25 protein-coding genes are annotated in these 23526 nt (G+C 59.3%); 18 read left to right on the top strand and 7 right to left on the bottom strand.

Annotation, left to right across the window (positions count from 1 at the left end):
• The first annotated feature begins 85 nt into the window (after window positions 1–85).
• The 7 genes from cvpA to hisP all read left to right on the top strand — a co-directional run bounded on the left by cvpA (window position 86) and on the right by hisP (window position 6180).
• Window positions 86–586 carry a colicin V production protein gene (gene cvpA, locus FOT55_RS22820; RefSeq protein ID WP_004936119.1) on the top strand — a complete coding sequence of 167 codons (501 nt, stop codon included), beginning with the start codon at window positions 86–88 and terminating at the stop codon, window positions 584–586.
• A gap of 21 nt (window positions 587–607) precedes the next feature.
• Window positions 608–2125 carry an amidophosphoribosyltransferase gene (purF, locus tag FOT55_RS22815; protein WP_025303688.1) on the top strand — a complete coding sequence of 506 codons (1518 nt, stop codon included), beginning with the start codon at window positions 608–610 and terminating at the stop codon, window positions 2123–2125.
• 131 nt (window positions 2126–2256) lie between these two features.
• Window positions 2257–2829: a UbiX family flavin prenyltransferase gene (locus tag FOT55_RS22810; RefSeq protein ID WP_019453741.1), complete on the top strand. Its 573-nt coding sequence runs from the start codon at window positions 2257–2259 to the stop codon at window positions 2827–2829.
• Window positions 2830–3132: 303 nt separating this feature from the next.
• Window positions 3133–3915 (top strand): histidine ABC transporter substrate-binding protein HisJ, encoded by a 783-nt coding sequence (hisJ, locus tag FOT55_RS22805; RefSeq protein ID WP_004936109.1) that lies wholly within the window; start codon window positions 3133–3135, stop codon window positions 3913–3915.
• Window positions 3916–3997: 82 nt separating this feature from the next.
• Window positions 3998–4684 (top strand): histidine ABC transporter permease HisQ, encoded by a 687-nt coding sequence (locus tag FOT55_RS22800; protein ID WP_025303686.1) that lies wholly within the window; start codon window positions 3998–4000, stop codon window positions 4682–4684.
• Window positions 4681–5385 (top strand): ABC transporter permease, encoded by a 705-nt coding sequence (locus FOT55_RS22795; protein WP_025303685.1) that lies wholly within the window; start codon window positions 4681–4683, stop codon window positions 5383–5385. The genes FOT55_RS22800 and FOT55_RS22795 overlap by 4 nt, the downstream gene beginning before the upstream one ends.
• A 21-nt stretch (window positions 5386–5406) precedes the next feature.
• Window positions 5407–6180: a histidine ABC transporter ATP-binding protein HisP gene (gene hisP / locus FOT55_RS22790; protein WP_004936098.1), complete on the top strand. Its 774-nt coding sequence runs from the start codon at window positions 5407–5409 to the stop codon at window positions 6178–6180.
• A 7-nt stretch (window positions 6181–6187) separates the two neighbouring features.
• Here the strand turns inward: hisP and FOT55_RS22785 are convergent, their stop codons facing one another.
• The 3 genes from FOT55_RS22785 to yfcG all read right to left on the bottom strand — a co-directional run bounded on the left by FOT55_RS22785 (window position 6188) and on the right by yfcG (window position 8231).
• Window positions 6188–7102 (bottom strand): TIGR01777 family oxidoreductase, encoded by a 915-nt coding sequence (locus tag FOT55_RS22785; protein WP_147824064.1) that lies wholly within the window; start codon window positions 7100–7102, stop codon window positions 6188–6190.
• A gap of 16 nt (window positions 7103–7118) precedes the next feature.
• Entirely contained in the window at window positions 7119–7490 is a 372-nt protein-coding gene (gene folX, locus FOT55_RS22780; protein ID WP_063988979.1) for a dihydroneopterin triphosphate 2'-epimerase, read from the bottom strand.
• A gap of 111 nt (window positions 7491–7601) precedes the next feature.
• A complete protein-coding gene (gene yfcG / locus FOT55_RS22775) occupies window positions 7602–8231 on the bottom strand; it encodes a GSH-dependent disulfide bond oxidoreductase (protein ID WP_147824063.1) in 630 nt (209 codons plus the stop codon).
• A gap of 233 nt (window positions 8232–8464) precedes the next feature.
• Between yfcG and yfcE the strand changes: the two genes are divergently transcribed.
• Complete coding sequence (gene yfcE, locus FOT55_RS22770) at window positions 8465–9016, top strand: phosphodiesterase (RefSeq protein ID WP_147824062.1); 552 nt, start codon at window positions 8465–8467, stop codon at window positions 9014–9016.
• A 99-nt stretch (window positions 9017–9115) separates the two neighbouring features.
• Complete coding sequence (gene yfcD / locus FOT55_RS22765) at window positions 9116–9661, top strand: NUDIX hydrolase YfcD (RefSeq protein ID WP_025303679.1); 546 nt, start codon at window positions 9116–9118, stop codon at window positions 9659–9661.
• A 53-nt stretch (window positions 9662–9714) separates the two neighbouring features.
• Here the strand turns inward: yfcD and FOT55_RS22760 are convergent, their stop codons facing one another.
• Complete coding sequence (locus tag FOT55_RS22760; RefSeq protein ID WP_147824061.1) at window positions 9715–10734, bottom strand: LacI family DNA-binding transcriptional regulator; 1020 nt, start codon at window positions 10732–10734, stop codon at window positions 9715–9717.
• A 310-nt stretch (window positions 10735–11044) separates the two neighbouring features.
• On the opposite strand from FOT55_RS22760, the gene FOT55_RS22755 reads away from it, so the two are divergent.
• The 5 genes from FOT55_RS22755 to FOT55_RS22735 all read left to right on the top strand — a co-directional run bounded on the left by FOT55_RS22755 (window position 11045) and on the right by FOT55_RS22735 (window position 15085).
• Complete coding sequence (locus tag FOT55_RS22755; protein ID WP_147824060.1) at window positions 11045–11488, top strand: PTS sugar transporter subunit IIA; 444 nt, start codon at window positions 11045–11047, stop codon at window positions 11486–11488.
• Window positions 11489–11580: 92 nt separating this feature from the next.
• Complete coding sequence (locus FOT55_RS22750; RefSeq protein ID WP_147824059.1) at window positions 11581–11862, top strand: PTS sugar transporter subunit IIB; 282 nt, start codon at window positions 11581–11583, stop codon at window positions 11860–11862.
• 23 nt (window positions 11863–11885) lie between these two features.
• Window positions 11886–13265 (top strand): PTS ascorbate transporter subunit IIC, encoded by a 1380-nt coding sequence (locus tag FOT55_RS22745; protein ID WP_004936074.1) that lies wholly within the window; start codon window positions 11886–11888, stop codon window positions 13263–13265.
• 13 nt (window positions 13266–13278) lie between these two features.
• Window positions 13279–14130, top strand: a complete 852-nt coding sequence (locus FOT55_RS22740) for a transketolase (protein ID WP_147824058.1) — start codon at window positions 13279–13281, stop codon at window positions 14128–14130.
• Window positions 14123–15085, top strand: coding sequence for a transketolase family protein (locus FOT55_RS22735; protein ID WP_147824057.1), 963 nt, complete (start codon window positions 14123–14125; stop codon window positions 15083–15085). The genes FOT55_RS22740 and FOT55_RS22735 overlap by 8 nt, the downstream gene beginning before the upstream one ends.
• A 76-nt stretch (window positions 15086–15161) precedes the next feature.
• Here FOT55_RS22735 and FOT55_RS22730 read toward each other — a convergent pair whose 3' ends face one another.
• The 3 genes from FOT55_RS22730 to ackA all read right to left on the bottom strand — a co-directional run bounded on the left by FOT55_RS22730 (window position 15162) and on the right by ackA (window position 19455).
• Complete coding sequence (locus FOT55_RS22730; RefSeq protein WP_147824056.1) at window positions 15162–15680, bottom strand: hypothetical protein; 519 nt, start codon at window positions 15678–15680, stop codon at window positions 15162–15164.
• 335 nt (window positions 15681–16015) lie between these two features.
• Entirely contained in the window at window positions 16016–18178 is a 2163-nt protein-coding gene (gene pta, locus FOT55_RS22725; protein WP_147824055.1) for a phosphate acetyltransferase, read from the bottom strand.
• A gap of 74 nt (window positions 18179–18252) precedes the next feature.
• Complete coding sequence (ackA, locus tag FOT55_RS22720; protein WP_025303669.1) at window positions 18253–19455, bottom strand: acetate kinase; 1203 nt, start codon at window positions 19453–19455, stop codon at window positions 18253–18255.
• A gap of 358 nt (window positions 19456–19813) precedes the next feature.
• On the opposite strand from ackA, the gene yfbV reads away from it, so the two are divergent.
• The 4 genes from yfbV (at window position 19814) to FOT55_RS22700 (ending at window position 23511) form a co-directional block, all read left to right on the top strand.
• Window positions 19814–20269, top strand: coding sequence for a terminus macrodomain insulation protein YfbV (gene yfbV / locus FOT55_RS22715; RefSeq protein WP_004936061.1), 456 nt, complete (start codon window positions 19814–19816; stop codon window positions 20267–20269).
• A 143-nt stretch (window positions 20270–20412) separates the two neighbouring features.
• Window positions 20413–20907 (top strand): YfbU family protein, encoded by a 495-nt coding sequence (locus FOT55_RS22710; protein WP_016926898.1) that lies wholly within the window; start codon window positions 20413–20415, stop codon window positions 20905–20907.
• Window positions 20908–20924: 17 nt separating this feature from the next.
• Window positions 20925–21581: a sugar phosphatase gene (locus tag FOT55_RS22705; RefSeq protein WP_049207312.1), complete on the top strand. Its 657-nt coding sequence runs from the start codon at window positions 20925–20927 to the stop codon at window positions 21579–21581.
• A 79-nt stretch (window positions 21582–21660) separates the two neighbouring features.
• The gene (locus tag FOT55_RS22700) at window positions 21661–23511 is read left to right on the top strand and encodes an SLC13 family permease (RefSeq protein WP_072008257.1); all 1851 of its coding nucleotides are present in this window, start codon (window positions 21661–21663) and stop codon (window positions 23509–23511) included.
• Window positions 23512–23526: the final 15 nt, after the last annotated feature.

The following is a 23526-nucleotide window of genomic DNA, read 5'->3' as shown; positions in this document are numbered from 1 at the left end:
GGAAATCCCCTACGCAAACGTTTTCTTTTTCTGTTAGAATTCGCCGCGAATTGGATGCAGGGGCGATTCATCATTGGAATAGTTCATGGTCTGGATTGATTACGTCATTATAGCGGTGATTGGATTTTCGGCTCTGGTGAGCCTGATCCGAGGGTTTGTTCGCGAAGCATTGTCACTTGTGACATGGGGATGTGCGTTTTTTGTTGCCAGCCATTTCTACTCTTACCTTGCGGTCTATTTCACTCGTTTTGAAGATGAACTGGTGCGAAACGGCATCGCGATCGCGATTTTGTTCATCGCGACCCTGATCGTAGGGGCTATTGTTAACTATGTGATTAGCTCACTGGTAGAGAAAACCGGGTTGTCGGGCACCGACCGGGTGCTGGGCATCTGCTTCGGCGCACTGCGCGGCGTGTTGATTGTCGCGGCGATCCTGTTCTTCCTGGATACCTTTACCGGCTTTTCACAAAGTGCCGACTGGAAACAGTCGCAGCTGATCCCCCAGTTCAGTTACGTCATCAGGTGGTTCTTTGACTACCTGCAGAGCACGTCGAGTTTCTTGCCGACCCAATTGCCGGGGCGGTAGCGCTGATGAGGAAAAGACAACATGTGCGGTATTGTCGGTATCGCCGGTTTCATGCCGGTAAACCAGTCGATTTATGATGCGCTGACGGTGCTTCAGCACCGTGGCCAGGATGCCGCAGGCATCGTCACCATTGACGCCCACAACGGGTTCCGTTTGCGTAAAGCCAACGGCCTGGTGAAGGATGTGTTTGAGGCGCGCCATATGCAACGCTTGCAGGGCAACATGGGCATTGGCCATGTGCGTTACCCGACGGCCGGCAGCTCGAGCGCCTCTGAGGCCCAGCCTTTCTACGTCAACTCGCCGTTCGGCATTACGCTGGCCCACAACGGCAACCTGACCAACGCCCATGAGCTGCGCCAAAAGCTGTTCGAAAGCGGCCGCCGCCATGTCAACACCACCTCCGACTCGGAAATCCTGCTGAACGTGCTGGCCAGCGAGCTGGATCGCTTCCCGCACTATCCGCTGGAAGCCGACAACATCTTTACCGCGGTCGCCGCTATGCATCAGCAACTGCGCGGCGCTTACGCCTGCGTGGCGATGATCATCGGTCATGGCCTGCTGGCGTTCCGCGATCCTAACGGCATTCGTCCGCTGGTGATCGGCAAGCGCACGCTGGAGGATGGCCGCAGCGAGTACATGGTGGCTTCCGAGAGCGTGGCGCTGGATACCCTGGGCTTTGAGTTCCTGCGTGACGTGGCACCGGGCGAAGCGGTGTACATCACCACCAAGGGCCAGCTGTTCACCCGCCAGTGCGCAGAGAACCCGAAAACCAACCCGTGCCTGTTCGAATATGTTTATTTTGCGCGCCCAGACTCCTTTATGGACAAGATCTCGGTCTACAGCGCCCGCGTGCGCATGGGCCAGAAGCTGGGTGAGAAGATCGCCCGCGAGTGGGAAGATCTGGATATCGACGTGGTGATCCCGATTCCTGAAACTTCCTGCGATATCGCGCTGGAGATCGCGCGTATTCTCGAGAAGCCCTACCGCCAGGGCTTCGTGAAAAACCGCTACGTTGGCCGTACCTTTATCATGCCGGGCCAGCAGGCGCGTCGCCAGTCGGTACGCCGCAAGCTGAACGCCAACCGTGCCGAGTTCCGCGACAAGAACGTGCTGCTGGTGGATGACTCCATCGTGCGCGGCACGACCTCTGAGCAAATCGTCGAGATGGCGCGCGAAGCGGGCGCTAAGCGAGTGTATCTGGCTTCCGCCGCGCCGGAAGTGCGTTTCCCTAACGTCTACGGCATCGACATGCCGAGCGCCAACGAACTGATCGCCCACGGGCGTGAAGTGGATGAAATCCGTCAGATTATCGGCGCCGACGGGCTGATCTTCCAGGACCTCGACGATCTGATCGAAGCGGTGCGCGAAGAGAACCCGGACATCATCCAGTTCGAATGCTCGGTCTTCAATGGTATCTACGTGACCAAAGACGTCGACCAAAGCTATCTGGAATACCTGGAGTCGCTGCGCAGCGACGATGCCAAGGCGATGCGGGTGCAAACCGAAGCGGAAAATCTGGAACTGCACAACGAAGGCTAACGGTCTGCGTTGATCCCTCAAGGTGCATCGCCGCGTCTGCGGCGGTGCACCTTGTTCCTCTGACTTGCTTATCCCTCGCCATTGCGGCAAAGTCTGCCTGATCTTACTTTTTACGGCAGAGGCCATTCTTCATGAAACGACTCATCATCGGCATTTCCGGCGCCAGCGGCGCGATCTACGGCGTGCGCCTGTTACAGGTTTTGCGCGACGTCGCAGAGGTGGAAACCCATCTGGTGATGAGTAATGCTGCAAGACAGACGCTGGCGCTGGAAACGCCGTACAGCCTACGGGAAGTGCAGGCGCTGGCCGACGTGGTGCACGATGCGCGCGACATCGCCGCCGGCATCTCCTCGGGCTCTTTCAAAACCCTGGGTATGGCGATCCTGCCATGCTCAATCAAAACCCTGTCCGGCATCGTCAACAGCTACAGCGACGGGCTGCTGACCCGCGCCGCCGACGTGGTGCTCAAAGAGCGCCGCCGTTTGGTCTTGTGCGTGCGGGAAACGCCGTTGCATCTTGGCCATTTACGGCTGATGACGCAGGCGGCGGAGATGGGCGCGGTGATCATGCCGCCGGTGCCGGCGTTTTACCACCAGCCGAAAAGCGTGGAAGACATCATCGATCAAACCGTCAATCGGGTGATCGACCAGTTTGATATCGAATTGCCGACCGATCTGTTCACCCGCTGGCAGGGTGCTAATTAACATTTTTATCCCTAAATTGGTACATTTGTGCAACACCGCACTGAATTGGGGCGGAGTATGCACCATAATGATCCCACTTCATCACGCTCACTGTTTCATGGTGCCGCCTTATTGCGGTTGCCAGTGGCGCGGCCCCAACCGGCCGATTTAATTTTGCGGTTATCGTCCCAGGAAACAGTATTGTGAAGGTCGGAGCCGTTCCCTCCGCCCGTAGCACCTAATGTGGCACGATTACTGCAAATTGATTTGGTGGGGAAAGTAATGCCCGTAGTGGCATCAAAAAAATCAATTTGAGGGTAATTTATGAAAAAGCGGGTTTTGATTTTGCCGTTAGTTCTGGCTTTGAGCGCCGCCAGCAGCGCCTTTGCCGCCATTCCTTCCACGCTGAAGATTGGCACCGATCCGACTTACGCACCGTTTGAATCCAAAAACGCCAAAGGCGAATTGGTTGGCTTTGACATTGATTTGGCCAAAGAGCTGTGCAAACGCATCAATACCCAATGCACCTTCGTGGAGAGCGACTTCGACGCGCTGATCCCCTCCCTCAAGGCGAAGAAAATCGACGCCATCATCTCTTCGCTGTCCATCACTGAGAAACGCCAGCAGGAAATCGCCTTTACCGACAAGCTGTATGCCGCCAACGCGCGTCTGATCGCGCCGAAAGGGTCCAAGCTGTTGCCTACCGTGGACGCTCTGAAAGGCAAGAGCGTGGGCGTGCTGCAGGGCACCACCCAGGAAGCCTACGCCAACGCCATGTGGCAGCCGAAGGGCATCACCGTCGTGCCTTACCAGAACCAGGATCTGGTTTACGCCGATCTGGCTTCCGGCCGTATTGACGCCGCCTTCCAGGATGAAGTGGCGGGCAGCGACGGCTTCCTGAAACAGCCGCCGGGCAAAGACTATGCGTTCGCCGGCGAATCGGTGAAGGATGACAAGTTCTTCGGCGTCGGCACCGGCATGGGGCTGCGCAAGACCGATACCGAGCTGAAAGCGGCGCTGGACAAAGCCTTCGCCGAGATGCGCAAAGACGGCACCTACGACAAATACGCGAAAAAGTACTTCGACTTTGACGTCTACGGCGGGTAATCCGCTTACCGTTCCATGCTGTGACTGCGGGGCCGGCGTGCCGGCCCCGATGGTTCGGATCCTAGACCACAGGGTGAAGTAGATGCTGCAAGGCTATTCCCAACTGATTTTCGAGGGGGCTCTGGTGACGTTGGAGCTGGCCCTCAGTTCCGTGTTGCTGGCGGTGGTGATCGGCCTGATCGGCGCCGGTGGCAAACTGTCTCATAATCCCTTTATCTCCGGTCTGTTCGGCGCCTATACCACGCTGATCCGCGGCGTGCCCGATCTGGTGCTGATGCTGCTGATCTTTTACGGCCTGCAAATCGCGCTGAACAACATCACCACGCTGCTCGGCTTCTCGCAGATCGATATCGATCCGCTCGGCGCCGGTATCATTACCCTCGGCTTTATCTACGGTGCTTACTTCACTGAGACCTTCCGCGGCGCCTATCTGGCGGTGCCGAAAGGGCAGATCGAAGCGGCGACGGCCTACGGCTTCAGCGGCGCGCAGATCTTTCGGCGCATTCTGTTCCCGGCGATGATGCGTTTCGCTTTGCCGGGCATCGGCAACAACTGGCAGGTGATCCTGAAGGCGACGGCGCTGGTGTCGATCCTCGGCCTGAACGACGTGGTGAAAGCCACGCAGCTGGCGGGGAAAGGCACCTATCAGCCGTTCTTCTTCGCCATCGTGGCCGGCGTGGTGTACCTGATCTTCACTACCGTTTCCAACGGCGTGCTGCTGTGGCTTGAACGGCGTTACTCACTGGGCGTCAAGAGGGCCGAGCTATGATCGAGATTTTGCAACAGTATTGGCAGTCGCTGCTGTGGAGCGACGGCTACCGTTTCACCGGCGTGGCAGTCACGCTGTGGCTGCTGATCGCCTCGGTGGTGATGGGCGGGCTGCTGGCGATCCCGATGGCGGTGGCGCGCGTCTCTTCCCTTCGCTGGGTGCGTTTCCCGGTGTGGCTTTACACCTATGTGTTTCGCGGTACGCCGCTGTACGTGCAGCTGCTGGTGTTCTACTCCGGCATGTACAGCCTCGAGATTGTGCGCGGCACCGAGTTTCTTAATGCGTTTTTCCGCAGCGGGCTTAACTGCACCATCCTGGCGCTGACGCTCAATACCTGCGCCTATACCACCGAGATCTTCGCCGGGGCGATCCGCGCGGTGCCGCACGGTGAAATCGAGGCCGCCAACGCCTACGGTTTCTCGCGCTTCAAGATGTATCGCTGCATCATTTTGCCTTCGGCACTGCGCACCGCGTTGCCGGCTTACAGCAACGAAGTGATCCTGATGCTGCACTCCACCGCGCTGGCGTTTACCGCCACCGTGCCGGATCTGCTGAAGATCGCGCGCGACATCAACGCCGCGACTTACCAGCCGTTCTACGCTTTCGGCATCGCGGCGGTGCTGTACCTGATCATCTCCTACGTGTTAATCAGCCTGTTCCGCAAAGCTGAAAAACGCTGGATGGCACACGTTAGTCACTGATAAATGACGGGAAGAAAAACCATGTCTGAGAATAAATTAGCCGTCACGGAACTGCACAAACGCTATGGCGACCACGAAGTGCTGAAAGGCGTCTCGCTGGCGGCCAACGCCGGGGATGTGATCAGCATCATCGGCTCCTCTGGCTCCGGCAAAAGCACCTTTCTGCGCTGCATCAACTTCCTCGAGAAGCCGAGCGAAGGCTCGATCAGCCTGAACAACGAAGATATTCGCATGGTGCGCGACAAGGACGGCCAGCTGAAAGTGTTCGACAAGAAGCAGCTGCAGCTGCTGCGCACCCGCCTGACCATGGTGTTCCAGCACTTTAACCTGTGGAGCCATATGACGGTGCTGGAGAACGTGATGGAGGCGCCAGTGCAAGTGCTGGGGCTGAGCAAGGCCGACGCGCACGAGCGCGCGGTGCGTTACCTGGATAAAGTGGGCATCGACGAGCGGGCGCGCGGCAAGTACCCGGTGCACCTGTCGGGTGGCCAGCAGCAGCGCGTCTCCATTGCTCGCGCATTGGCGATGGAGCCGGAGGTGCTGCTGTTTGACGAACCGACGTCGGCGCTGGATCCCGAGCTGGTGGGCGAGGTGCTGCGCATCATGCAGAAGCTGGCGGAGGAGGGAAAAACCATGGTGGTGGTGACGCACGAAATGGAATTTGCGCGCCACGTTTCCAACCACGTGATCTTCCTGCACAAAGGGTTGATCGAAGAGCAGGGGCCGCCGGCCGAGCTGTTCGGCAACCCCAAAAGCCCGCGCCTGCAGCAGTTCCTGTCCGGCGCGTTGAAGTAACCTCAGATCAGCGGGCTTCGGCCCGCTGATTAATCACGTCATCCAATGCCTGTTCCAATTCCAGATAGCGGAAGTGGAAGCCGGCCTCTTCCAGGCGCTTCGGCACCGCCCGCTGGCCGCCGAGCACCAGCACCGCCGCTTCCCCCATCAACAGCCGCATGGCGAACGCCGGCACCCGTAGAAACGCCGGGCGATCGAGCACGTTGGCCAATTGGGCGGCGAACTGCTCGTTGTGCACCGGGTAGGGCGCGACCATGTTAAACGGGCCGCTCAGCGTGGCGTGATCCAGTAGATAAATAATGCCGTTGACCATGTCGTCGAGATGGATCCACGGCAGATATTGGCGACCGTCGCCGATCGGGCCGCCCAGCCCGAAGCGGAACGGCGGCAGCATTTTGGCCAGCGCGCCGCCCTGTGGCGCCAGCACCACGCCGGTGCGCAGCAGGCAGACGCGGGTGGCATCGCTTTGCGCCTGCAGCGCCAGCGTTTCCCAGCGTTGACACAGTTGGTGGGTGAATTCGTCGTGCGGTGGCTCCTCTTCGGTCACCACCGCCTGCCCCTGATCGCCGTAGTAGCCGACGGCGGAACCGGAAATCAACACGCCGGGCGGCGTGCTGCCGTCCTTGATAAGCTGCGCCAATCGTTCGGTCAGATCCCAACGGCTGCGGCACAGGCGCTCTTTCTGCTGTGCGCTCCAGCGCTTGTCGGCGATAGGTTCGCCGGCCAGGTTGATCACCGCGTCGAATTCATCCAGCGACTGCCGGTCGTCCAGGGTTTGCCAATAGCTTGGCTGGTCGCCCAGCCTGGCCCGGGCTCGCCGTTCGTCTCGCGTCAGCACCGTAATGTGGTGAGAAAGCGCCAGCAGCCTGGCCGTCAGGCTGCTGCCTATCAATCCCGTTGCGCCGGTGATCAGGATCCGCATGGTCGACCTCCCTGAGTTAGTCCCGGCGGTAGCTCATGGTCATGGAGACCGAGTCGGCGTAGCGCAGGGCCAGAAGTTTATCTATCTCCACTTCAGCATAGGTCACCCAGGCGTGTTCTTTTACGATGTCGAGCACATCCTGCGTTAATTTTTCCAGCAACGCGAAACGGTTATCTTCCACATGGCGGATGATCGCTTTGGTGATAGTGCGGTAGTTGAGGGCATCGGCGATGTCTTCGCTGTTGCGCGCCTTGTCCGCCGGGTAATGGATCGCCACGTTGATCAGAACGTCCTGTCGGTTGTTGATTTCTTCTTCCTTGATACCGATGAACGTGCGCAGCCGCAGATTTTTAATGCGAATAACGGCGTCGGGTTGACTGAAAGACATCAGAGATTCTCCATAGGTCTGATTATTAGCGTTCAGAATACACGGAAAGTAAGGAAAAGATAACGTGGGGACGATGTGACTCCCCGGCCGACGGGGAGTCGGGGAAGGCGCTTAGCCTTGTTCGGCCACTTTGTAGGCGCGCTCGGTCGCCGGGCGGTTGCTGATACGCTCGAACCAGTTGCGCACCGCCGGGTAATCTGCCAGATCGATGCGTTGGCGCGGATGTGACACCACCCACGGGTAGGTGGCGATATCGGCGATGCTGTAGTTGTCGCCGCCCAGGTACGGGTGTTTTTGCAGTTCAGTTTCCAGCACGCCGTACAGCCGCTTGGTTTCCAGATGGTAACGCTCGATGGCGTAAGGCACCGGCTGCGGCGCGTAGTGGTTAAAGTGGTGATTCTGCCCGAGCATCGGCCCGAAACCGGCCACCTGCCAGAACAGCCACTGCAGGGTGGCGGCGCGTTCGCGCAGGCCCTTGCTCAACAGCTTGCCGGTTTTCTCCGCCAGATACAGCAGAATTTCCCCGGACTCGAACAGGCTGATTGGCGCGCCGCCGTCCACCGGTTGCTGATCGACGATCGCCGGGATTTTGTTGTTGGGAGAAATGCTCAGAAAGTCCGGTTTGAACTGCTCGCCGGCGCTGATGTTTACGCGATGGATACGGTAGGGTAAGCCGACCTCTTCCAAAAACAAGGTGATCTTGTGACCATTGGGAGTAGGCGCGTAATACAGGTCAATCATGTTGCCTCCTGCGGTAAGGTGATCTGTAATTCATTACACGTTGCTGCGGTCTTCGCCGCGCACAAAGGTATATCAGAGATCCAACAATAGCAGCTAAGGATAGCAGGCTATGTGGGATTCGTCCGATGCTATCTGCTCGGTTGGATCACAATTCTCCACCGGGGCGGGCGGCGGTTTGCCGCACGGCGCCGGCGCGGTAAAATGGCGCTTATTTCCCTCTATAGGACAAGGTTATGAAGCTGATGTTCGCCTCGGATATTCACGGATCGCTGCCTGCTACCGAACGCGTGCTGGAATTGTTCGCACAAAACGGCGCCGACTGGTTGATTCTTCTGGGTGATTTGCTGAATCACGGCCCGCGCAACGCGCTGCCCGCCGGGTATCAGCCCGCTCAGGTTGCCGAACGATTGAATCGCTATAGCGACAAGATCATCGCCGTTCGCGGCAATTGCGACAGCGAGGTCGATCAGATGCTGTTGACGTTTCCCATCGAGGCGCCCTGGCAACAGGTTTTACTGCAAAAAAGACGATTGTTTTTGACCCACGGTCACCTTTATCATCCCTCGGTACTGCCGCCGTTATCCCGTGGTGACGTCCTGGCCTACGGCCATACGCATCTGCCGCAGGCGGAGCGGCAGGGTGAGATCTATTGCTTCAATCCGGGCTCGGTCAGCATCCCCAAAGGGGGCTTTCCGGCCAGCTACGGCATGTTGGATCGGGGCACTTTGAGCGTGCTGACGCTCGACGACGGCAAGGTCGTCGCGGAGGTGGCGTTAACACGCTAAACGCACTAATTTATACACACACAATAAAAATCTTTGAAAAACACTCATTGATTAACCAGCGCGCGGGATGCATCGCGCCAAAATAGAAGGTTTTAGAGGATGGCGGAACAGGGTCAGGCTGCAGATACCGAATGGGTTGATATCGTCGACGAGCAAAACGAGGTGATTGCTCAATCCAGTCGTCAACAGATGCGGGCGGAGCGGCTGCGCCATCGTGCTACCTATATTGTGGTGCATGATGGGATGGGAAAAATTCTGGTGCAGCGTCGCACCGAGATCAAGGACTTCTACCCGGGCTGGTTGGACGCGACGGCGGGTGGCGTAGTGCAAAGCGGTGAAAACGTGCTGGATTCAGCGCGTCGCGAAGCGGAAGAAGAGCTGGGCATCGCCGGCGTGCCTTTCGCCGAGCACGGTCTGTTCTACTTCGAAGAAGATCAGTGCCGGGTGTGGGGTGCGCTGTTCAGCTGCGTATCGCACGGCCCGTTCGCGCTGCAGGAAGAAGAAGTGGCCGAGGTATGCTGGCTGACGCCGGAAGAGATCACTGCGCGTTGCGACGAGTTTACCCCGGATTCGCTGAAGGCGCTGTCGCTGTGGCTGACGCGCAACAACGAACAGGATTACGGTAAGCCGCTCGACAACCACTGAGACGCCAACGCGTGAGAAAGCCGGTCATCGACCGGCTTTTTTTATGGGCGGATTCAGCAGCTGTCGCGGCGGCACAGCGTGGCGGGCAGGATGCCTGCCGGCAGCCAGGGCTGCTCGTTCAGCCGCGCCAGCAGCGCCTGGCCGGCCTGAATGCCGATATCGCGATGCGGAATGGTCATGGTGGTCAGCGGCGGCTGGCACACCCGGCTGAACTCGCTGTTGCCGAACCCCACCACCGCCAGATTGTCCGGCACCTTGATGCGCCGCCGCTGGCATTCATACAGCGCGCCGCCGGCCAGTTCGTCCGAGGCGCACACCAGCGCGTCCAGCTCCGGCCAGGCGAGCAAGAATTCCGGCAGCTGCTGCGCGCCGGTGCTGAAGCTGGCGGTCTGCGCGGCGTTGATGACCCGATGCGGCGACATATGGTTGCGCAGCAGCGCCTTGTGCCAGCCCTGCAGGTGCTGCTGGAAAATCCACTGTTCCTGGTTGGCGCACAGCAGCCCGATATTCTGGTAGCCGCTGGCGATCACCGTTTGCGTCAGCTGATACATCGCCGCCACGTAATCGATGCCGATGCTCATGTCGATCGGATCGGCGCGCACGGCACCGATCTCCACCACCGGAATGTTGGCGGCGATGAGCGCGTTGCGGGCGTTTTGCGAATGCTCGACGCTGAGCAGCACCGCCGCCGCCAGGTTGTAAGAAAGCAGGGTCTCCAGCAGTTTTTCTTCGCGTTCGAGGTGATGCTGCGATTCCGCCAGCATGATGTGATAACCGGCCGGCTGCAGCACTTTCTGCAGGCCGGCGAACATCTCGGCGCAGCCGGATTCGGACAGGCTGGGCACCACCATGGCGATGGTGTAAGAGGACGCTGACGCCAGCGAGCTGGCGGCCAGATTGGGCAGGTAGCCCAGTTCGTTTACCGCCGCGTCGATCTTCTCGCGCAGTTTGTCTGAAACCTGCTCCGGCGTGCGCAGCGCGCGCGACACCGTCATGGTGCCGACGCCCGCCAGCTGCGCTACGTCAGCCAACGTCACCCTGCCTGTGCTGCGTCGTTTTTTACCGATCGACATGCCTAATCCCGACTGAAATGCGCGAGCGGCGCATAAAAATGGTGAGGGTGGGAAGCCGACGGCGCGGCTTCGACGATCCCAGTATGCGGCACATTCTACCCCGTTACCCGAAAGAGCGAGAAAAAATTGTGGTTAACGCCATGCCGCAGCGCGGTGTTTTGATAGCGCTATCACAGATCTGCATGATAGCGCTTTGGTAGCGCTATCTTTGTGATGTCAGTCACTGTGTCGCCGAGAGGGGTTGATTAAAGTTTTACCGTCGTCGGTGAATTAATCACCGGCCGAAACCATCAACGCTTGGGAGGGGAACGTGCTGAAAGAGTGGCTGACCGCCGATCATATACAGCTGTGCGAACGGGTGGAGGACTGGCGCCAGGCGGTAACGTTGAGCGCACAGCCACTGCTGCAACGTGGCGTGATTACGCAGAATTACCTGACGGCCATCTTTCATCAGCAGGAGAAGCTCGGCCCTTATTTCGTCCTGGCGCCGGGCATCGCGATGCCGCACGCCAGGCCGGAGGAGGGCGCCAACGCGCTGGGGCTGTCGCTGTTGAAGATCCATCAGGGCGTGAACTTCCATTCCGCGGATAACGATCCGGTTCAGGTGGTGGTGATGCTTTCGGCGCCCGACGGCAACAGCCACATTGAAATGATTTCGCAATTGGCGGAATTATTTTCAGATAACTCGGCGATGGAGGCGTTATTTCACGCCACAGATAAACGGCAAATTGAGGATATTATCGCCCGCTATTAACGTTTAATCACCAGGAACACGATTAATGCTAACAACGCCGGGAATATGACCGGCGGCGCTACCCTACACGCTAAATTCAACAGGTGGATATTATGAAAATCATGGCGATTTGCGGTTCCGGTCTCGGCAGCAGTTTTATGGTGGAAATGAACATTAAAAAAGTGCTGAAAAAGATGGGGGTGGAGGCCGAGGTCGAACACTCCGATCTGTCGTCTGCTACCCCCGGCGCTGCTGACGTGTTCGTAATGGCGAAAGACATCGCCGACAGCGCCAGCGTACCGGCCGAGCAGCTGGTAGTGATCGGTAACATCATCGACATCAATGAGCTGGAAGCCAAGCTGCGCGCTTACTTCGAAGCCCACTCAATCATCTGAATAAAACGATTGGCGAGGTGGATATGTTTATCCAGGAAACGCTTAAGTTTGTGGTGGATATATTAAAGGTGCCTTCGGTACTGGTCGGGCTTATTGCGCTGATCGGTTTGCTGGCGCAAAAGAAATCGTTTTCCGACGTGGTGAAAGGCACGGTAAAAACCATTCTCGGCTTTATCGTCTTGGGCGGTGGCGCCACGGTATTGGTCGGGTCGCTCAATCCGCTGGGCGGCATGTTCGAACATGCGTTTAATATTCAAGGCATCATTCCGAACAACGAGGCGATCGTCTCCATCGCGCTGGAGAAATACGGCGCCTCCACCGCGCTGATCATGGCGTTCGGCATGGTGGCGAATATCGTGGTGGCGCGCTTTACCCGGCTGAAATACATCTTTCTCACCGGCCACCACACCTTCTACATGGCCTGCATGATCGGCATCATCCTGACGGTGGCGGGCTTTGAGGGCGTGCAGCTGGTGTTTACCGGTGCGCTGACCCTGGGGCTGGTGATGGCGTTCTTCCCGGCGATCGCCCAGCGTTATATGCGTCGGATCACCGGCAACGACGATATCGCCTTCGGCCACTTTGGCACCCTGGGCTACGTGCTGTCCGGCTGGATCGGCTCGAAGGTGGGTAAAAATTCGCGCTCGACCGAGGAGATGAACCTGCCGAAAAACCTCAGCTTCCTGCGCGACAGTTCCATTTCGATCTCGATGACCATGATCGTCATCTACCTGATCCTGGCGATCTGCGCCGGGCGGGCCTATGTGGAGAGCGAGCTCAGCGGCGGCCAGAATTACCTGGTGTATTCGATCATTCAGGCCATCACCTTCGCCGCCGGGGTGTTTATCATCCTGCAGGGCGTGCGCTTGATTCTGGCGGAAATCGTGCCGGCGTTCACCGGCTTCTCGGAAAAACTGGTGCCTAACGCGCGGCCGGCGCTGGATTGCCCGGTGGTCTATCCCTATGCCCCCAACGCGGTGCTGATCGGCTTCCTGTTCAGCTTCCTCGGCGGATTGGCCGGGCTGTTCCTGCTGGGGCAGCTGAAGATGGTGCTGATCCTGCCTGGCGTGGTGCCGCACTTCTTCACCGGCGCTACCGCCGGGGTGTTCGGCAACGCCACCGGCGGGCGGCGCGGCGCAATGCTGGGCGCCTTCGCCAACGGGCTGCTGATCACCTTCCTGCCGGTATTGCTGCTGCCGGTGCTGGGGGCGCTGGGCTTTGCCAACACCACCTTCTCCGACGCCGACTTCGGCGCGATCGGCATCTTGCTGGGCAACATGGCGCGCTTTATGTCGAAGGAGATGATCATGCTGGCGATCGTCGCCGTGTTCGCGCTGCTGGTGGCGCATAACTTCCTGGGAAAACGCAAAGGCGCACCGGCCGCTGACCGCGTCGAGAAATAACGAGGGCAGACTGATGAACGACACAACGAACGAAACGGAAATTGAAGAACTGCACGCCCTGGCGCGGGCGATCCGCCTGGAAACGCTGAAAGCGCTGACCGGGCTGGGCTTCGGTCACTACGGCGGGTGCATGTCGGTGGTGGAGACGCTGGCGGTACTGTACGGCAGCGTGATGCGTATCGATCCGGCGGATCCGGACTGGCCGGAGCGCGATGACTTCGTGCTGTCGAAAGGGCACGCCGGCCCGGCGCTGTACAGCACGCTGGCGATCAAGGGCTACTTCCCGCTGGCGGAGCTGAAGACCCTCAACCAGAACGGCACGCGTCTGCCTAGCCACCCGGACCGATTGCGCACGCGCGGCGTGGACGCCACCACCGGCTCGCTGGGACAGGGCGTGTCGATCGCCGCCGGCATGGCGTTGTCCCATCGGCTGGCGGGGCGTCGTAACCGGGTGTTCAGCATCCTCGGCGACGGTGAGCTGAACGAAGGGCAGTGCTGGGAGGCGTTCCAGTTTATCGCCCACCACAATCTGAACAACCTGACGCTGTTCATCGATTACAACAAGCAACAGCTGGACGGCGCGCTGGACGAGGTGATCCAACCGTTCGATCTGGCCGCCAAGTTCCGCGCTTTCGGCTTTGAGGTGCAGACGATCAAGGGCGACGACATCGCGGCGCTGCTGGCGGCGGTGGCGCCGGCGCGCGGCGGTGAACAGCGGCCGCTGGCGATCGTGCTCGACAGCATCAAAGGGCAGGGCGTGACCTATCTGGAAAATCTGTCGAACTCACACCACCTGCGCCTGACGCCGGACGTGCAGCTGGAAATCGAAAAAGCCATCGCCGAACTGGAGGCTGCCCATGTTTAACGTAGTGACACAGTTGGAAAACGACGCCGTCGAAATGCGCAAAGTCTATGCCGGCGCGGTGCGTCGGCAGATTGAAGCGGGCGCGCCGATCATCGCGCTGGAGGCGGATTTGATGAGCTCGATGGCGATGGACGGCGTGCACAAGGATCACCCGCAGCACGTGATCAACTGCGGCATCATGGAGGCCAACGTGATTGGCGTCGCCGCCGGGCTGTCGCTCACCGGCCGGGTGCCGTTCGTGCATACCTTTACCGCTTTCGCCAGCCGCCGCTGTTTCGATCAGCTGTTCATGTCGCTGGATTATCAGCGCAACAACGTCAAAGTGATCGCCTCCGATGCGGGGGTGAGCGCCTGCCACAACGGCGGTACCCACATGTCGTTCGAGGACATGGGCATCGTACGCGGGCTGGCGCATTCGGTGGTGCTGGAAGTGACCGACGCCACCATGTTCGCAGACATTCTGCGCCAGTTGATGGATATGCGCGGTTTCTACTGGGTGCGCACCATCCGCAAGCAGGCGACGCGCATCTACCAGGAAGGCTCACGCTTTACCATCGGCAAGGGCAACCTGCTGCGCGACGGCGAAGACGTCACGCTGATCGCCAACGGCATCATGGTGGCGGAGGCGCTGAAGGCGGCGCAGATGCTGGCGCAGCAGGGCGTCAGCGCGGCGGTGATCGATATGTTCACCCTCAAGCCTATCGACCGTGAACTGATCAAAACCTACGCGGCCAAGACCGGACGCATCGTCACCTGTGAAAACCACAGCATTCATAACGGGCTGGGATCCGCAGTGGCGGAGGTGCTGGCGGAAGAGTGCCCGACGCCGATGCGGCGCGTGGGGGTGAAGGAGCGTTACGGCCAGGTGGGCACCCAGGCGTTTTTACAGCAGGAGTACGGCCTGACCGCCGAGCATATTCTGGAGGCTGCCGGGCAGCTGTTGGCACATCGTTAGGAAAGACTAAGACGCCGGTCAATGACCGGCGTTGCCTGATAAGGCCATGTAACGTCGTTGAGGCAACGCGCGTGCCTTAACGCGGAGAATAGGTGTGCCGGTTGTTATATTCGGTATTCGGCGTGACCACGCCGAAAAACGCATTGTGAACCCACATTTTGCAGTTATTGCAACAGGGTGCGATTCTCCCATCCCCGTTAAAAGCCACGCAGTAGTAATGACGTGGATGCAGGTTGCGAGCATAAAGTTCAAGCCACACATGGGCTTCGGCGCACGCGGTAAAGGGCCGCGCTTCAACTTCCTTTTTACCGCTCCACGGGAGAATCAGCCGCTGGCTTTTTTTCTCCTTCGCCTGCAGGTCTGCAATATATCGGTCAAATAGGGAGGCGTCATGCGTGATGCCTGCGCTGTGGCCCACGAAGCGGGTTAATCCCGACACCTCTCTTTTTCCTCTCGTCAGAGAAAAAGCCAGCGCCAGCATTCTGTTCGTTGTGGGGCCGAGCCGGTCGATCTTCCAGAGGTAGGAATCGTAATTAATGGCATTGTTAATGAGCGTCTTGGCTATTTTCTCAACGGACTGACCAGTGTGTGCCATAGGGTTAACCTTCAGATTTTTTTATGAGTGTGCATAGTGTCTAGCACAAGATCCTGTCATCAGAATAAGCCGGACCTTTAATTAAGAGTATTCTTATCTTAAGGTGGAATGGAAATGACTCGCCGGTGATGCCGTAGCTATTTATTTGTTTATAAATAAATTGGTGCAAGCTAAGCGCGGAGGAGGCGGCGAGGTTCCTCCGGAGGAGAAAAAATGATTCTGGCTTCAGAATAAAAAAAGCACCACTCAATATGCTTGAGCGGTGCTTTATTGTTTTACGCCAATATTCATTATCCATAACCCCGTCCAGGACGGGGCGTGGCATTAATGGGCTATCAGGCCTTGGCGGCGGCAGCGTCAGCCTGGGAAGACTGGATCGCCGTCAGCGCGACGGTGTAGACGATATCGTCAACCAGTGCGCCGCGCGACAGGTCGTTCACCGGCTTGCGCATGCCTTGCAGCATCGGGCCGATGGAAACCAGGTCAGCGGAGCGCTGTACCGCTTTGTAGGTGGTGTTGCCGGTGTTCAAATCCGGGAAGATGAACACGGTCGCCTGGCCGGCCACCGGTGAGTTCGGCGCCTTGGACTTGGCAACGTCGGCCATGATGGCGGCGTCGTACTGCAGCGGGCCGTCGATGATCAGATCCGGGCGTTTTTCCTGCGCCAGACGGGTCGCTTCGCGCACTTTCTCGACGTCGCTGCCCGCACCGGAGTTACCGGTGGAGTAGGAGATCATCGCTACGCGCGGCTCGATGCCGAAGGCCGCGGCGGAATCCGCAGACTGGATGGCGATTTCAGACAGCTGCTCGGCGGTCGGATCCGGGTTGATCGCGCAGTCGCCGTAGACCAGTACCTGGTCAGGCAACAGCATGAAGAACACGGAGGACACCAGCGAGCTGCCCGGCGCGGTTTTGATCAGCTGCAACGGCGGACGAATGGTGTTGGCGGTGGTGTGAACCGCGCCGGAGACCAGACCGTCGACTTCGCCTTGTTCCAGCATCAGGGTGCCGAGCACCACGTTGTCTTCCAGCTGCTCGCGCGCGACCACTTCGGTCATGCCCTTGCTCTTGCGCAGCTCAACCAGACGCGGCACGTAGTTTTCACGTACGGCGACCGGATCGACGATTTCGATGCCTTTGCCCAACTCAACGCCCTGCGCTGCCGCGACGCGCTGGATCTCGTCCGGGTTGCCGAGCAGCACGCATTCCGCGATGCCGCGTTCGGCACAGATGGCCGCCGCTTTCACGGTACGCGGCTCGTCGCCTTCCGGCAGCACGATGCGTTTGCCGGCTTTACGCGCCAGCTCGGTCAGCTCGTAACGGAACGCCGGTGGAGACAGGCGGCGTGAACGCTCGGAGGTGGCGGTCAGCGAGTCGATCCACTCGGTGTTGATGTGGCTGGCCACGTAGTTCTGCACTTTCTCGATGCGCTGGTGGTCGTCCGCCGGCACTTCGAGGTTGAAGCTCTGCAGGCTCAGCGAGGTCTGCCAGGTGTTGGTGTCGACCATGAACACCGGCAGGCCGGTCTGGAAGGCACGTTCGCACAGCTTTCTGATCGGTTCGTCGATAGCATAGCCGCCGGTCAGCAGGATAGCGCCGATTTCCACGCCGTTCATCGCCGCCAGGCAGGCGGAGACCAGCACATCAGGACGGTCTGCGGAGGTCACCAGCAGAGAGCCTGGGCGGAAGTGTTCCAGCATGTGCGGGATGCTGCGCGCACAGAAGGTCACGGACTTCACGCGGCGAGTCATGATGTCGCCTTCGTTGACCACGCGGGCCTTCAGGTGGCGAGCCATGTCGATGGCGCGGGTGGCGATCAGATCGAAGCTCCACGGCACGCAGCCCAGAACCGGCAGCGGGCTGTTGGCGAACAGCTGCGCAGGATCGACGTGGGCGATGCTGGCTTTGGTGGAGTCGTCGAAGATTTCGGACAGGTCAGGACGGGTACGGCCCTGATCGTCGACCGGTGCGTTCAGCTTGTTGATGATAACGCCGGTGATGTTTTTGTTCTTGCTGCCGCCGAAGCTGGTGCGCGCCAGTTCGATGCGCTCTTTCAGCTGCGCCGGGGAGTCGTTGCCCAGCGCCAGCACGAAGACGATCTCGGCGTTCAGGGTTTTGGCGATCTCGTAGTTCAGTGCGTTGGCGAACTGGTGTTTGCGAGTCGGCACCAGGCCTTCGATCAGCACCACTTCCGCGTCTTTGGTGTTCTCGTGGTAACGCGCCACGATCTCTTCCATCAGCACGTCTTGCTGGTTGGAGCTCAGCAGGCCCTCAACGTAGTCCATGCGCAGCGGTTCGGCCGCCGTAATGGTGGAGTTGCTGCTGCGGATGATGGTGGTGGTCTGGTCGAGCGCGTTGTCGCCGGTGCGCGGTTGAGCGATAGGTTTGAACACGCTCAGACGAACGCCTTTTTGCTCCATGGAGCGGATGACACCCAGGCTGACGCTGGTCAGGCCGACGCTGGTGCCGGTGGGGATCAACATAATAGTACGTGACACAGAATAGTCCTCTTCACGATTAACATGAGGCTAAAACAACACCGTCAGCCTGGGCTGACGGTGTTTTGAGAGCATTACGCGGTCAGGCGGGATGCGTCCTGCGCGATGACCAACTCTTCGTTGGTCGGGATCACCAGCGCCAGGCGGCTGCCGTCTTTGGTGATGGCGCCGGATTTGCCGAAGCGAGCGGCCATGTTGCGGTCGTGGTCGATTTCGAAGCCCAGCAGGCCCAGTTTGTTCAGGGTCAGCTCACGCACCATGCCGGCGTTCTCGCCGATGCCGCCGGTGAAGATCACCGCGTCCAGACGGCCTTCCATCAGCGCGCTGTAGGCGCCGACGTATTTGGCCAGACGGTGGCAGAACACGTCCATGGCGCGTTTGGCGTCGGCTTTGCTGTCGTAGTTGTCTTCAACGTAACGGCAGTCGCTGGTGACTTCGGTCAGGCCCAGCAGGCCGGATTCTTTGGTCAGCATCTTGTTGATCTGGTCAACGCTCATGCCCAGAGAATCGTGCAGGTGGAAGATGATAGCCGGATCGATGTCACCGCTGCGGGTGCCCATCACCAGGCCTTCCAGCGGGGTCAGACCCATGGAGGTGTCAACGCACTGGCCGTTGCGCACTGCGGTGACGGAGCCGCCGTTGCCCAGGTGGCAAGTGATCACGTTCACTTCTTCTACCGGCTTGTTCAGCATCTTCGCGGCTTCTTGAGTCACGTAGAAGTGGCTGGTGCCGTGCGCGCCGTAGCGGCGAACGCCGTGGTCGCGGTACAGGCTGTACGGCAGGGCGTACAGGTAAGATTCTTCCGGCATAGTCTGGTGGAACGCGGTGTCGAACACGGCAACGTTCTTGTCGGCCAGGTTAGGGAAGGATTTCAGCGCTTCCGCGATGCCGATCAGGTGAGCTGGGTTGTGCAGTGGTGCAAACGGCACGGAATCTTTGATACCCTGCAGAACTTCGTCGTTGATCACGGCAGAAGCGGTGAACTTCTCGCCGCCGTGCACGATGCGGTGGCCGATAGCGGTCAGCTGCGCGGAAAGCTCTGGTTTTTGTGCCAGAATAGTATTAACAATGAAGTTCAGCGCTTCGCTGTGTGCAGCGCCGGCCCCCAGGGCAGCTTCGTGTTTGGCGCCGTCCATTTTCCACTTGATGCGAGCTTCAGGCAGGTGGAAACACTCGGCCAAACCGGAGAGGAATTCGTCGCCGTTAACGGCATCGATGATGGCGAATTTCAGAGAAGAACTGCCGCAGTTAAGAACCAGTACTAGCTTACTCGACATGGAAGTACCTACTTAAATAGTCGTGTTGTTAAAAGAAAATCGAACACACGTGGTGAATTAATCGTCAATCAGACAACAAGCGTAGCGCATAGTGCCGATGACATTTATGATTAACATCATGTGAAGTGCACAAATCACAGGATGATGGAAAAACCGATGATTTCTCTGCGGTTTAAATAATCTTGATTTTTATAGGGCTAAAAGTTGACAAAATTTACGTCATCTTCTACCGGCCACAAGGCCGGCTTAGGATACCGATAGCCCGGTGCAAACACAAAATAAATTTAAAGCTTCAAATTTTTTAGTATGGTCTCTGGCAGCACGCTTTTAGTTTCTTTACGTGACGTTGAGGTACGCAATGACGAGCAAACCGTCCGGTTCCGTAAGCTGGTTTCAGGTCTTCCAGCGCGGGCAGCATTATATGAAAACCTGGCCGTCGGACAAACGTCTGGCACCGGTCTTTCCGGAGAATCGCGTTGCGCGTGCCACCCGTTTCGCTATCCGTTTCATGCCGCCGTTGGCGATTTTCACGCTGACCTGGCAGATCGCGCTGGGCGGCCAGCTGGGCCCGGCGATCGCCACCGCGCTGTTCGCCTGCAGCCTGCCGATGCAGGGCTTGTGGTGGCTGGGGCGCCGTTCGGTCACGCCGCTGCCGCCGACGCTGCTGCAATGGTTCCATGAGGTGCGCAACAAGCTGACGGAAGCCGGGCAGGCGGTGGCGCCGCTCGAAGGCACGCCGACCTATCAGACGTTGGCCGATCTGCTCAAGCGCGCCTTCAAGCAGCTGGACAAAACCTTCCTCGACGATCTGTAAATGAAAAAAGGCCGCGCTGATGCGGCCTTTCTCGTCAAAGCGGCAATAACCCCGGTTTAAATCAAAGAACGGTCGAGTTGTGATTTCCTGCGTTCTTGCGCTGTGCGATGCTCCCGCCATCACACAGAAATGAGGAAATCCTGATGGAAATGACCAACGCCCAGCGGCTGATCCTGTCGAACCAGTACAAGATGATGACCCTGCTCGATCCGGACAACGGCGACCGTTATCGCCGGTTGCAAACCATCGTCGAACGCGGCTTCGGTTTGCAAATGCGCGAACTGGATCGCGACTTCGGCGAACTGAGCGAAGAGGTGTGCCGCACTATCATCAACGTGATGGAGATGCACCATGCGCTGCAGGTTTCCTGGGGCAACCTGAAAGAGAAGCAGGATCTGGACGAGCGCCGCCTGGCGTTTCTCGGCTTCGACGCCGCTACCGAGGCGCGCTACCTGAGCTACGTGCGTTTCCTGGTCAGCACCGAGGGGCGTTATACTCACTTCGATTCCGGTAGCCACGGTTTTAACGCCCAGACCAAAATGTGGGAAAAGTACCAGCGTATGCTGGCGATCTGGCTGGCCTGTCCGCGCCAGTATCACTTGAGCGCCGTTGAGATAGCGCAAATCATCAATGCTTGATTAAGAAGAGGTTTTCTGTGGAGTGTAAGGGTTTTCTGTTCGATCTTGATGGCACCCTGGTGGATTCTCTGCCGGCGGTAGAGCGTGCCTGGACGCACTGGGCCGAGCGCCGCGGCGTCGATCCGCAAGCGGTGCTGGACTTCATTCACGGTAAACAGGCCATTACTTCTCTGCGCCACTTTATGCCGGACGAAAGCGAAGCGGAAATTCAGCGCGAGTTCCAACTGCTGGAGCAGGTGGAAGCGCAGGATACCGACGGCGTTCGCGCGCTGCCGGGCGCCATCGCGCTGCTGGAGCGCCTGAACGCGCTCGGCATCCCTTGGGCGATCGTCACCTCCGGTTCGGTGCCAGTGGCCGGTGCTCGCCGCCAGGCCGGCGGTTTGCCGCAGCCGGCGGTGTTCATCACCGCCGAGCAGGTTAAACACGGTAAGCCACAGCCCGATGCCTACCTGCTGGGCGCCGAGCGCCTGGGGCTGGCGCCGCACGAGTGCGTGGTGGTTGAAGACGCGCCGGCCGGCATTCTTTCGGGTCTGGCTGCGGGCTGTCAGGTGATTGCGGTCAACGCCCCGGCCGATGCGCCGAAGCTGGAGCAGGTCGACCTGCGGCTGGATTCGCTGGCGCAGATCGCCGTCGATAAAACGGCGCAGGGCGCGATCGTTCGCCGGCTGGCCTGAGTGGCATTATCTTCACCCTAATTGATTAGACCCCGCTTCGGCGGGGTTTTTTTATGCTATTTTTTAGACCTTTGGACATTTGCCGGATGAGGCCGTTTTGAACAGCGAATTACTGTGGGTGCTGAGTTTACTGCTGATTGCCATCGTGCTGTTTACCACCAACAAGCTGCGGATGGACGTGGTGGCGCTGTTGGTGATTATCGCCTTCGTGCTGAGCGGCACGCTCAGCCTGCAGGAAGCGACGGTCGGTTTCAGCGATCCCAACGTGATTTTGATCGCCGCACTGTTCGTGATCGGCGAAGGGCTGGTGCGCACCGGCGTGGCCTATCAGGTGGGCGACTGGCTGGTGAAAGTGGCCGGCAGCAGCGAAACCAAAATGTTGATGCTGCTGATGGTGACGGTCGCCGGGCTGGGCGCGTTCATGAGCTCGACCGGCGTGGTGGCGATTTTTATCCCGGTGGTGCTCAGCGTGACGGCCAGAATGAAGATCGCGCCGGGGCGGCTGATGATGCCGCTCAGCTTCGCCGGGTTGATCAGCGGCATGATGACGCTGGTGGCCACGCCGCCCAACATGGTGGTCAACAGCGAACTGGTGCGGGAAGGCATCCATGGTTTCGGTTTCTTCAGCGTGACGCCCATTGGCCTGGTGGTGCTGGCGCTGGGCGTCGGCTACATGCTGATCGCCCGGCGTTGGCTGGGCAGCGGTGACACCGGCAAAGCCGGCGATGACTGGCAGCGTCGCACCTTCCGCGACCTGATCCGTGATTACAAGCTGACCGGCCGCGCGCGGCGGCTGGCTGTCCGCAGCGCTTCGCCGCTGATCGGACGTTCGCTGGATGAACTGCACCTGCGTGCGCGCTATGGTGCCAACGTGGTGGGCATCGAGCGCTGGAAACGCTTCCGGCGGGTGATGGTCAGCGCCTCCGGCAGCACCGAGCTGCGCGAGGGCGACGTCCTCTTGATCGACATGTCGGACAGCCAGGTCGATCTGCGCGAATTCTGCGGCGAGCAGCGGCTGGAGCCGATGGTGCTGCGCGGCGATTACTTCTCTGAACAGTCGCGCAACGTCGGCATGGCTGAAGTGTCGCTGATCCCGGACTCGGCGCTGCTGGGCAAAAGCCTGCGCGAAGCGGCGTTCCGCAGCCGCTACGATCTGAATGTGGTGGGCATCCGCCGCCACGGCGAGACCCTGAGCGGCAAGCTGGTGGACGAGCCGCTGGAGCTGGGCGACATTTTGCTGGTGATCGGCGACTGGAAGGCGATTCGTCAGCTGCAGGCCAAAACCCACGACTTTATCGTGCTCAACCTGCCGGCCGAAGTGGACGAAGTGGCGCCGGCCATCACCCAGGCGCCGCACGCGCTGTTTTGCCTGGCGTTGATGGTGGCGATGATGCTGACCGACGAAATTCCCAACCCGATCGCGGCGCTGATCGCCTGCCTGCTGATGGGCAAGTTCCGCTGTATCGACATGGAGAGCGCCTATAAATCGATCCATTGGCCGAGCATCATTTTGATCGTCGGCATGATGCCGTTCGCGCAGGCGCTGCAAAAGACCGGCGGGGTGGATCTGATCGTCCGCGGGCTGATGGACGTCGCCGGCGGCGCGGGGCCGCGCGTGATGCTGCTGTGCCTGTTCGTCTTGTGCGCCACCATTGGCCTGTTTATTTCCAATACCGCGACGGCGGTGCTGATGGCGCCGATCGCCATTGCCGCCGCGCGCGAAATGGGCGTCTCGCCATACCCGTTCGCGATGATTATCGCCATCGCCGCGTCCGCCGCATTTATGACGCCGGTCTCTTCACCGGTCAACACCCTGGTGCTGGGGCCGGGCAATTACAAGTTCGGCGATTTCGTGCGTCTCGGCGTGCCGTTCACCCTGTTGGTGATGGCGGTCAGCGTGATTGTGGTGCCGTGGCTCTACGGTTTTTAACGGCGCAGCGAGGCT

It is taken from the genome of Serratia bockelmannii (assembly GCF_008011855.1).
Lineage (GTDB): Bacteria > Pseudomonadota > Gammaproteobacteria > Enterobacterales > Enterobacteriaceae > Serratia > Serratia bockelmannii.
This window is presented reverse-complemented; position numbering and strand designations above follow the sequence as displayed.

Bases quoted from the DNA above. Each gene is read 5' to 3' on its own strand.
- hisJ (WP_004936109.1), top strand. From the start codon at position 3,133: ATGAAAAAGCGGGTTTTGATTTTGCCGTTAGTTCTGGCTTTGAGCGCC.
- FOT55_RS22760 (WP_147824061.1), bottom strand. From the start codon at position 10,734: ATGTCGATCGGTAAAAAACGACGCAGCACAGGCAGGGTGACGTTGGCT.
- FOT55_RS22795 (WP_025303685.1), top strand. From the start codon at position 4,681: ATGATCGAGATTTTGCAACAGTATTGGCAGTCGCTGCTGTGGAGCGAC.
- yfbV (WP_004936061.1), top strand. From the start codon at position 19,814: ATGACGAGCAAACCGTCCGGTTCCGTAAGCTGGTTTCAGGTCTTCCAG.
- FOT55_RS22810 (WP_019453741.1), top strand. From the start codon at position 2,257: ATGAAACGACTCATCATCGGCATTTCCGGCGCCAGCGGCGCGATCTAC.
- hisP (WP_004936098.1), top strand. From the start codon at position 5,407: ATGTCTGAGAATAAATTAGCCGTCACGGAACTGCACAAACGCTATGGC.
- yfcE (WP_147824062.1), top strand. From the start codon at position 8,465: ATGAAGCTGATGTTCGCCTCGGATATTCACGGATCGCTGCCTGCTACC.
- FOT55_RS22750 (WP_147824059.1), top strand. From the start codon at position 11,581: ATGAAAATCATGGCGATTTGCGGTTCCGGTCTCGGCAGCAGTTTTATG.
- folX (WP_063988979.1), bottom strand. From the start codon at position 7,490: ATGTCTTTCAGTCAACCCGACGCCGTTATTCGCATTAAAAATCTGCGG.
- ackA (WP_025303669.1), bottom strand. From the start codon at position 19,455: ATGTCGAGTAAGCTAGTACTGGTTCTTAACTGCGGCAGTTCTTCTCTG.
- FOT55_RS22740 (WP_147824058.1), top strand. From the start codon at position 13,279: ATGAACGACACAACGAACGAAACGGAAATTGAAGAACTGCACGCCCTG.
- cvpA (WP_004936119.1), top strand. From the start codon at position 86: ATGGTCTGGATTGATTACGTCATTATAGCGGTGATTGGATTTTCGGCT.
- yfcD (WP_025303679.1), top strand. From the start codon at position 9,116: ATGGCGGAACAGGGTCAGGCTGCAGATACCGAATGGGTTGATATCGTC.
- FOT55_RS22735 (WP_147824057.1), top strand. From the start codon at position 14,123: ATGTTTAACGTAGTGACACAGTTGGAAAACGACGCCGTCGAAATGCGC.
- FOT55_RS22730 (WP_147824056.1), bottom strand. From the start codon at position 15,680: ATGGCACACACTGGTCAGTCCGTTGAGAAAATAGCCAAGACGCTCATT.
- FOT55_RS22800 (WP_025303686.1), top strand. From the start codon at position 3,998: ATGCTGCAAGGCTATTCCCAACTGATTTTCGAGGGGGCTCTGGTGACG.
- FOT55_RS22710 (WP_016926898.1), top strand. From the start codon at position 20,413: ATGGAAATGACCAACGCCCAGCGGCTGATCCTGTCGAACCAGTACAAG.
- FOT55_RS22785 (WP_147824064.1), bottom strand. From the start codon at position 7,102: ATGCGGATCCTGATCACCGGCGCAACGGGATTGATAGGCAGCAGCCTG.
- FOT55_RS22745 (WP_004936074.1), top strand. From the start codon at position 11,886: ATGTTTATCCAGGAAACGCTTAAGTTTGTGGTGGATATATTAAAGGTG.
- yfcG (WP_147824063.1), bottom strand. From the start codon at position 8,231: ATGATTGACCTGTATTACGCGCCTACTCCCAATGGTCACAAGATCACC.
- purF (WP_025303688.1), top strand. From the start codon at position 608: ATGTGCGGTATTGTCGGTATCGCCGGTTTCATGCCGGTAAACCAGTCG.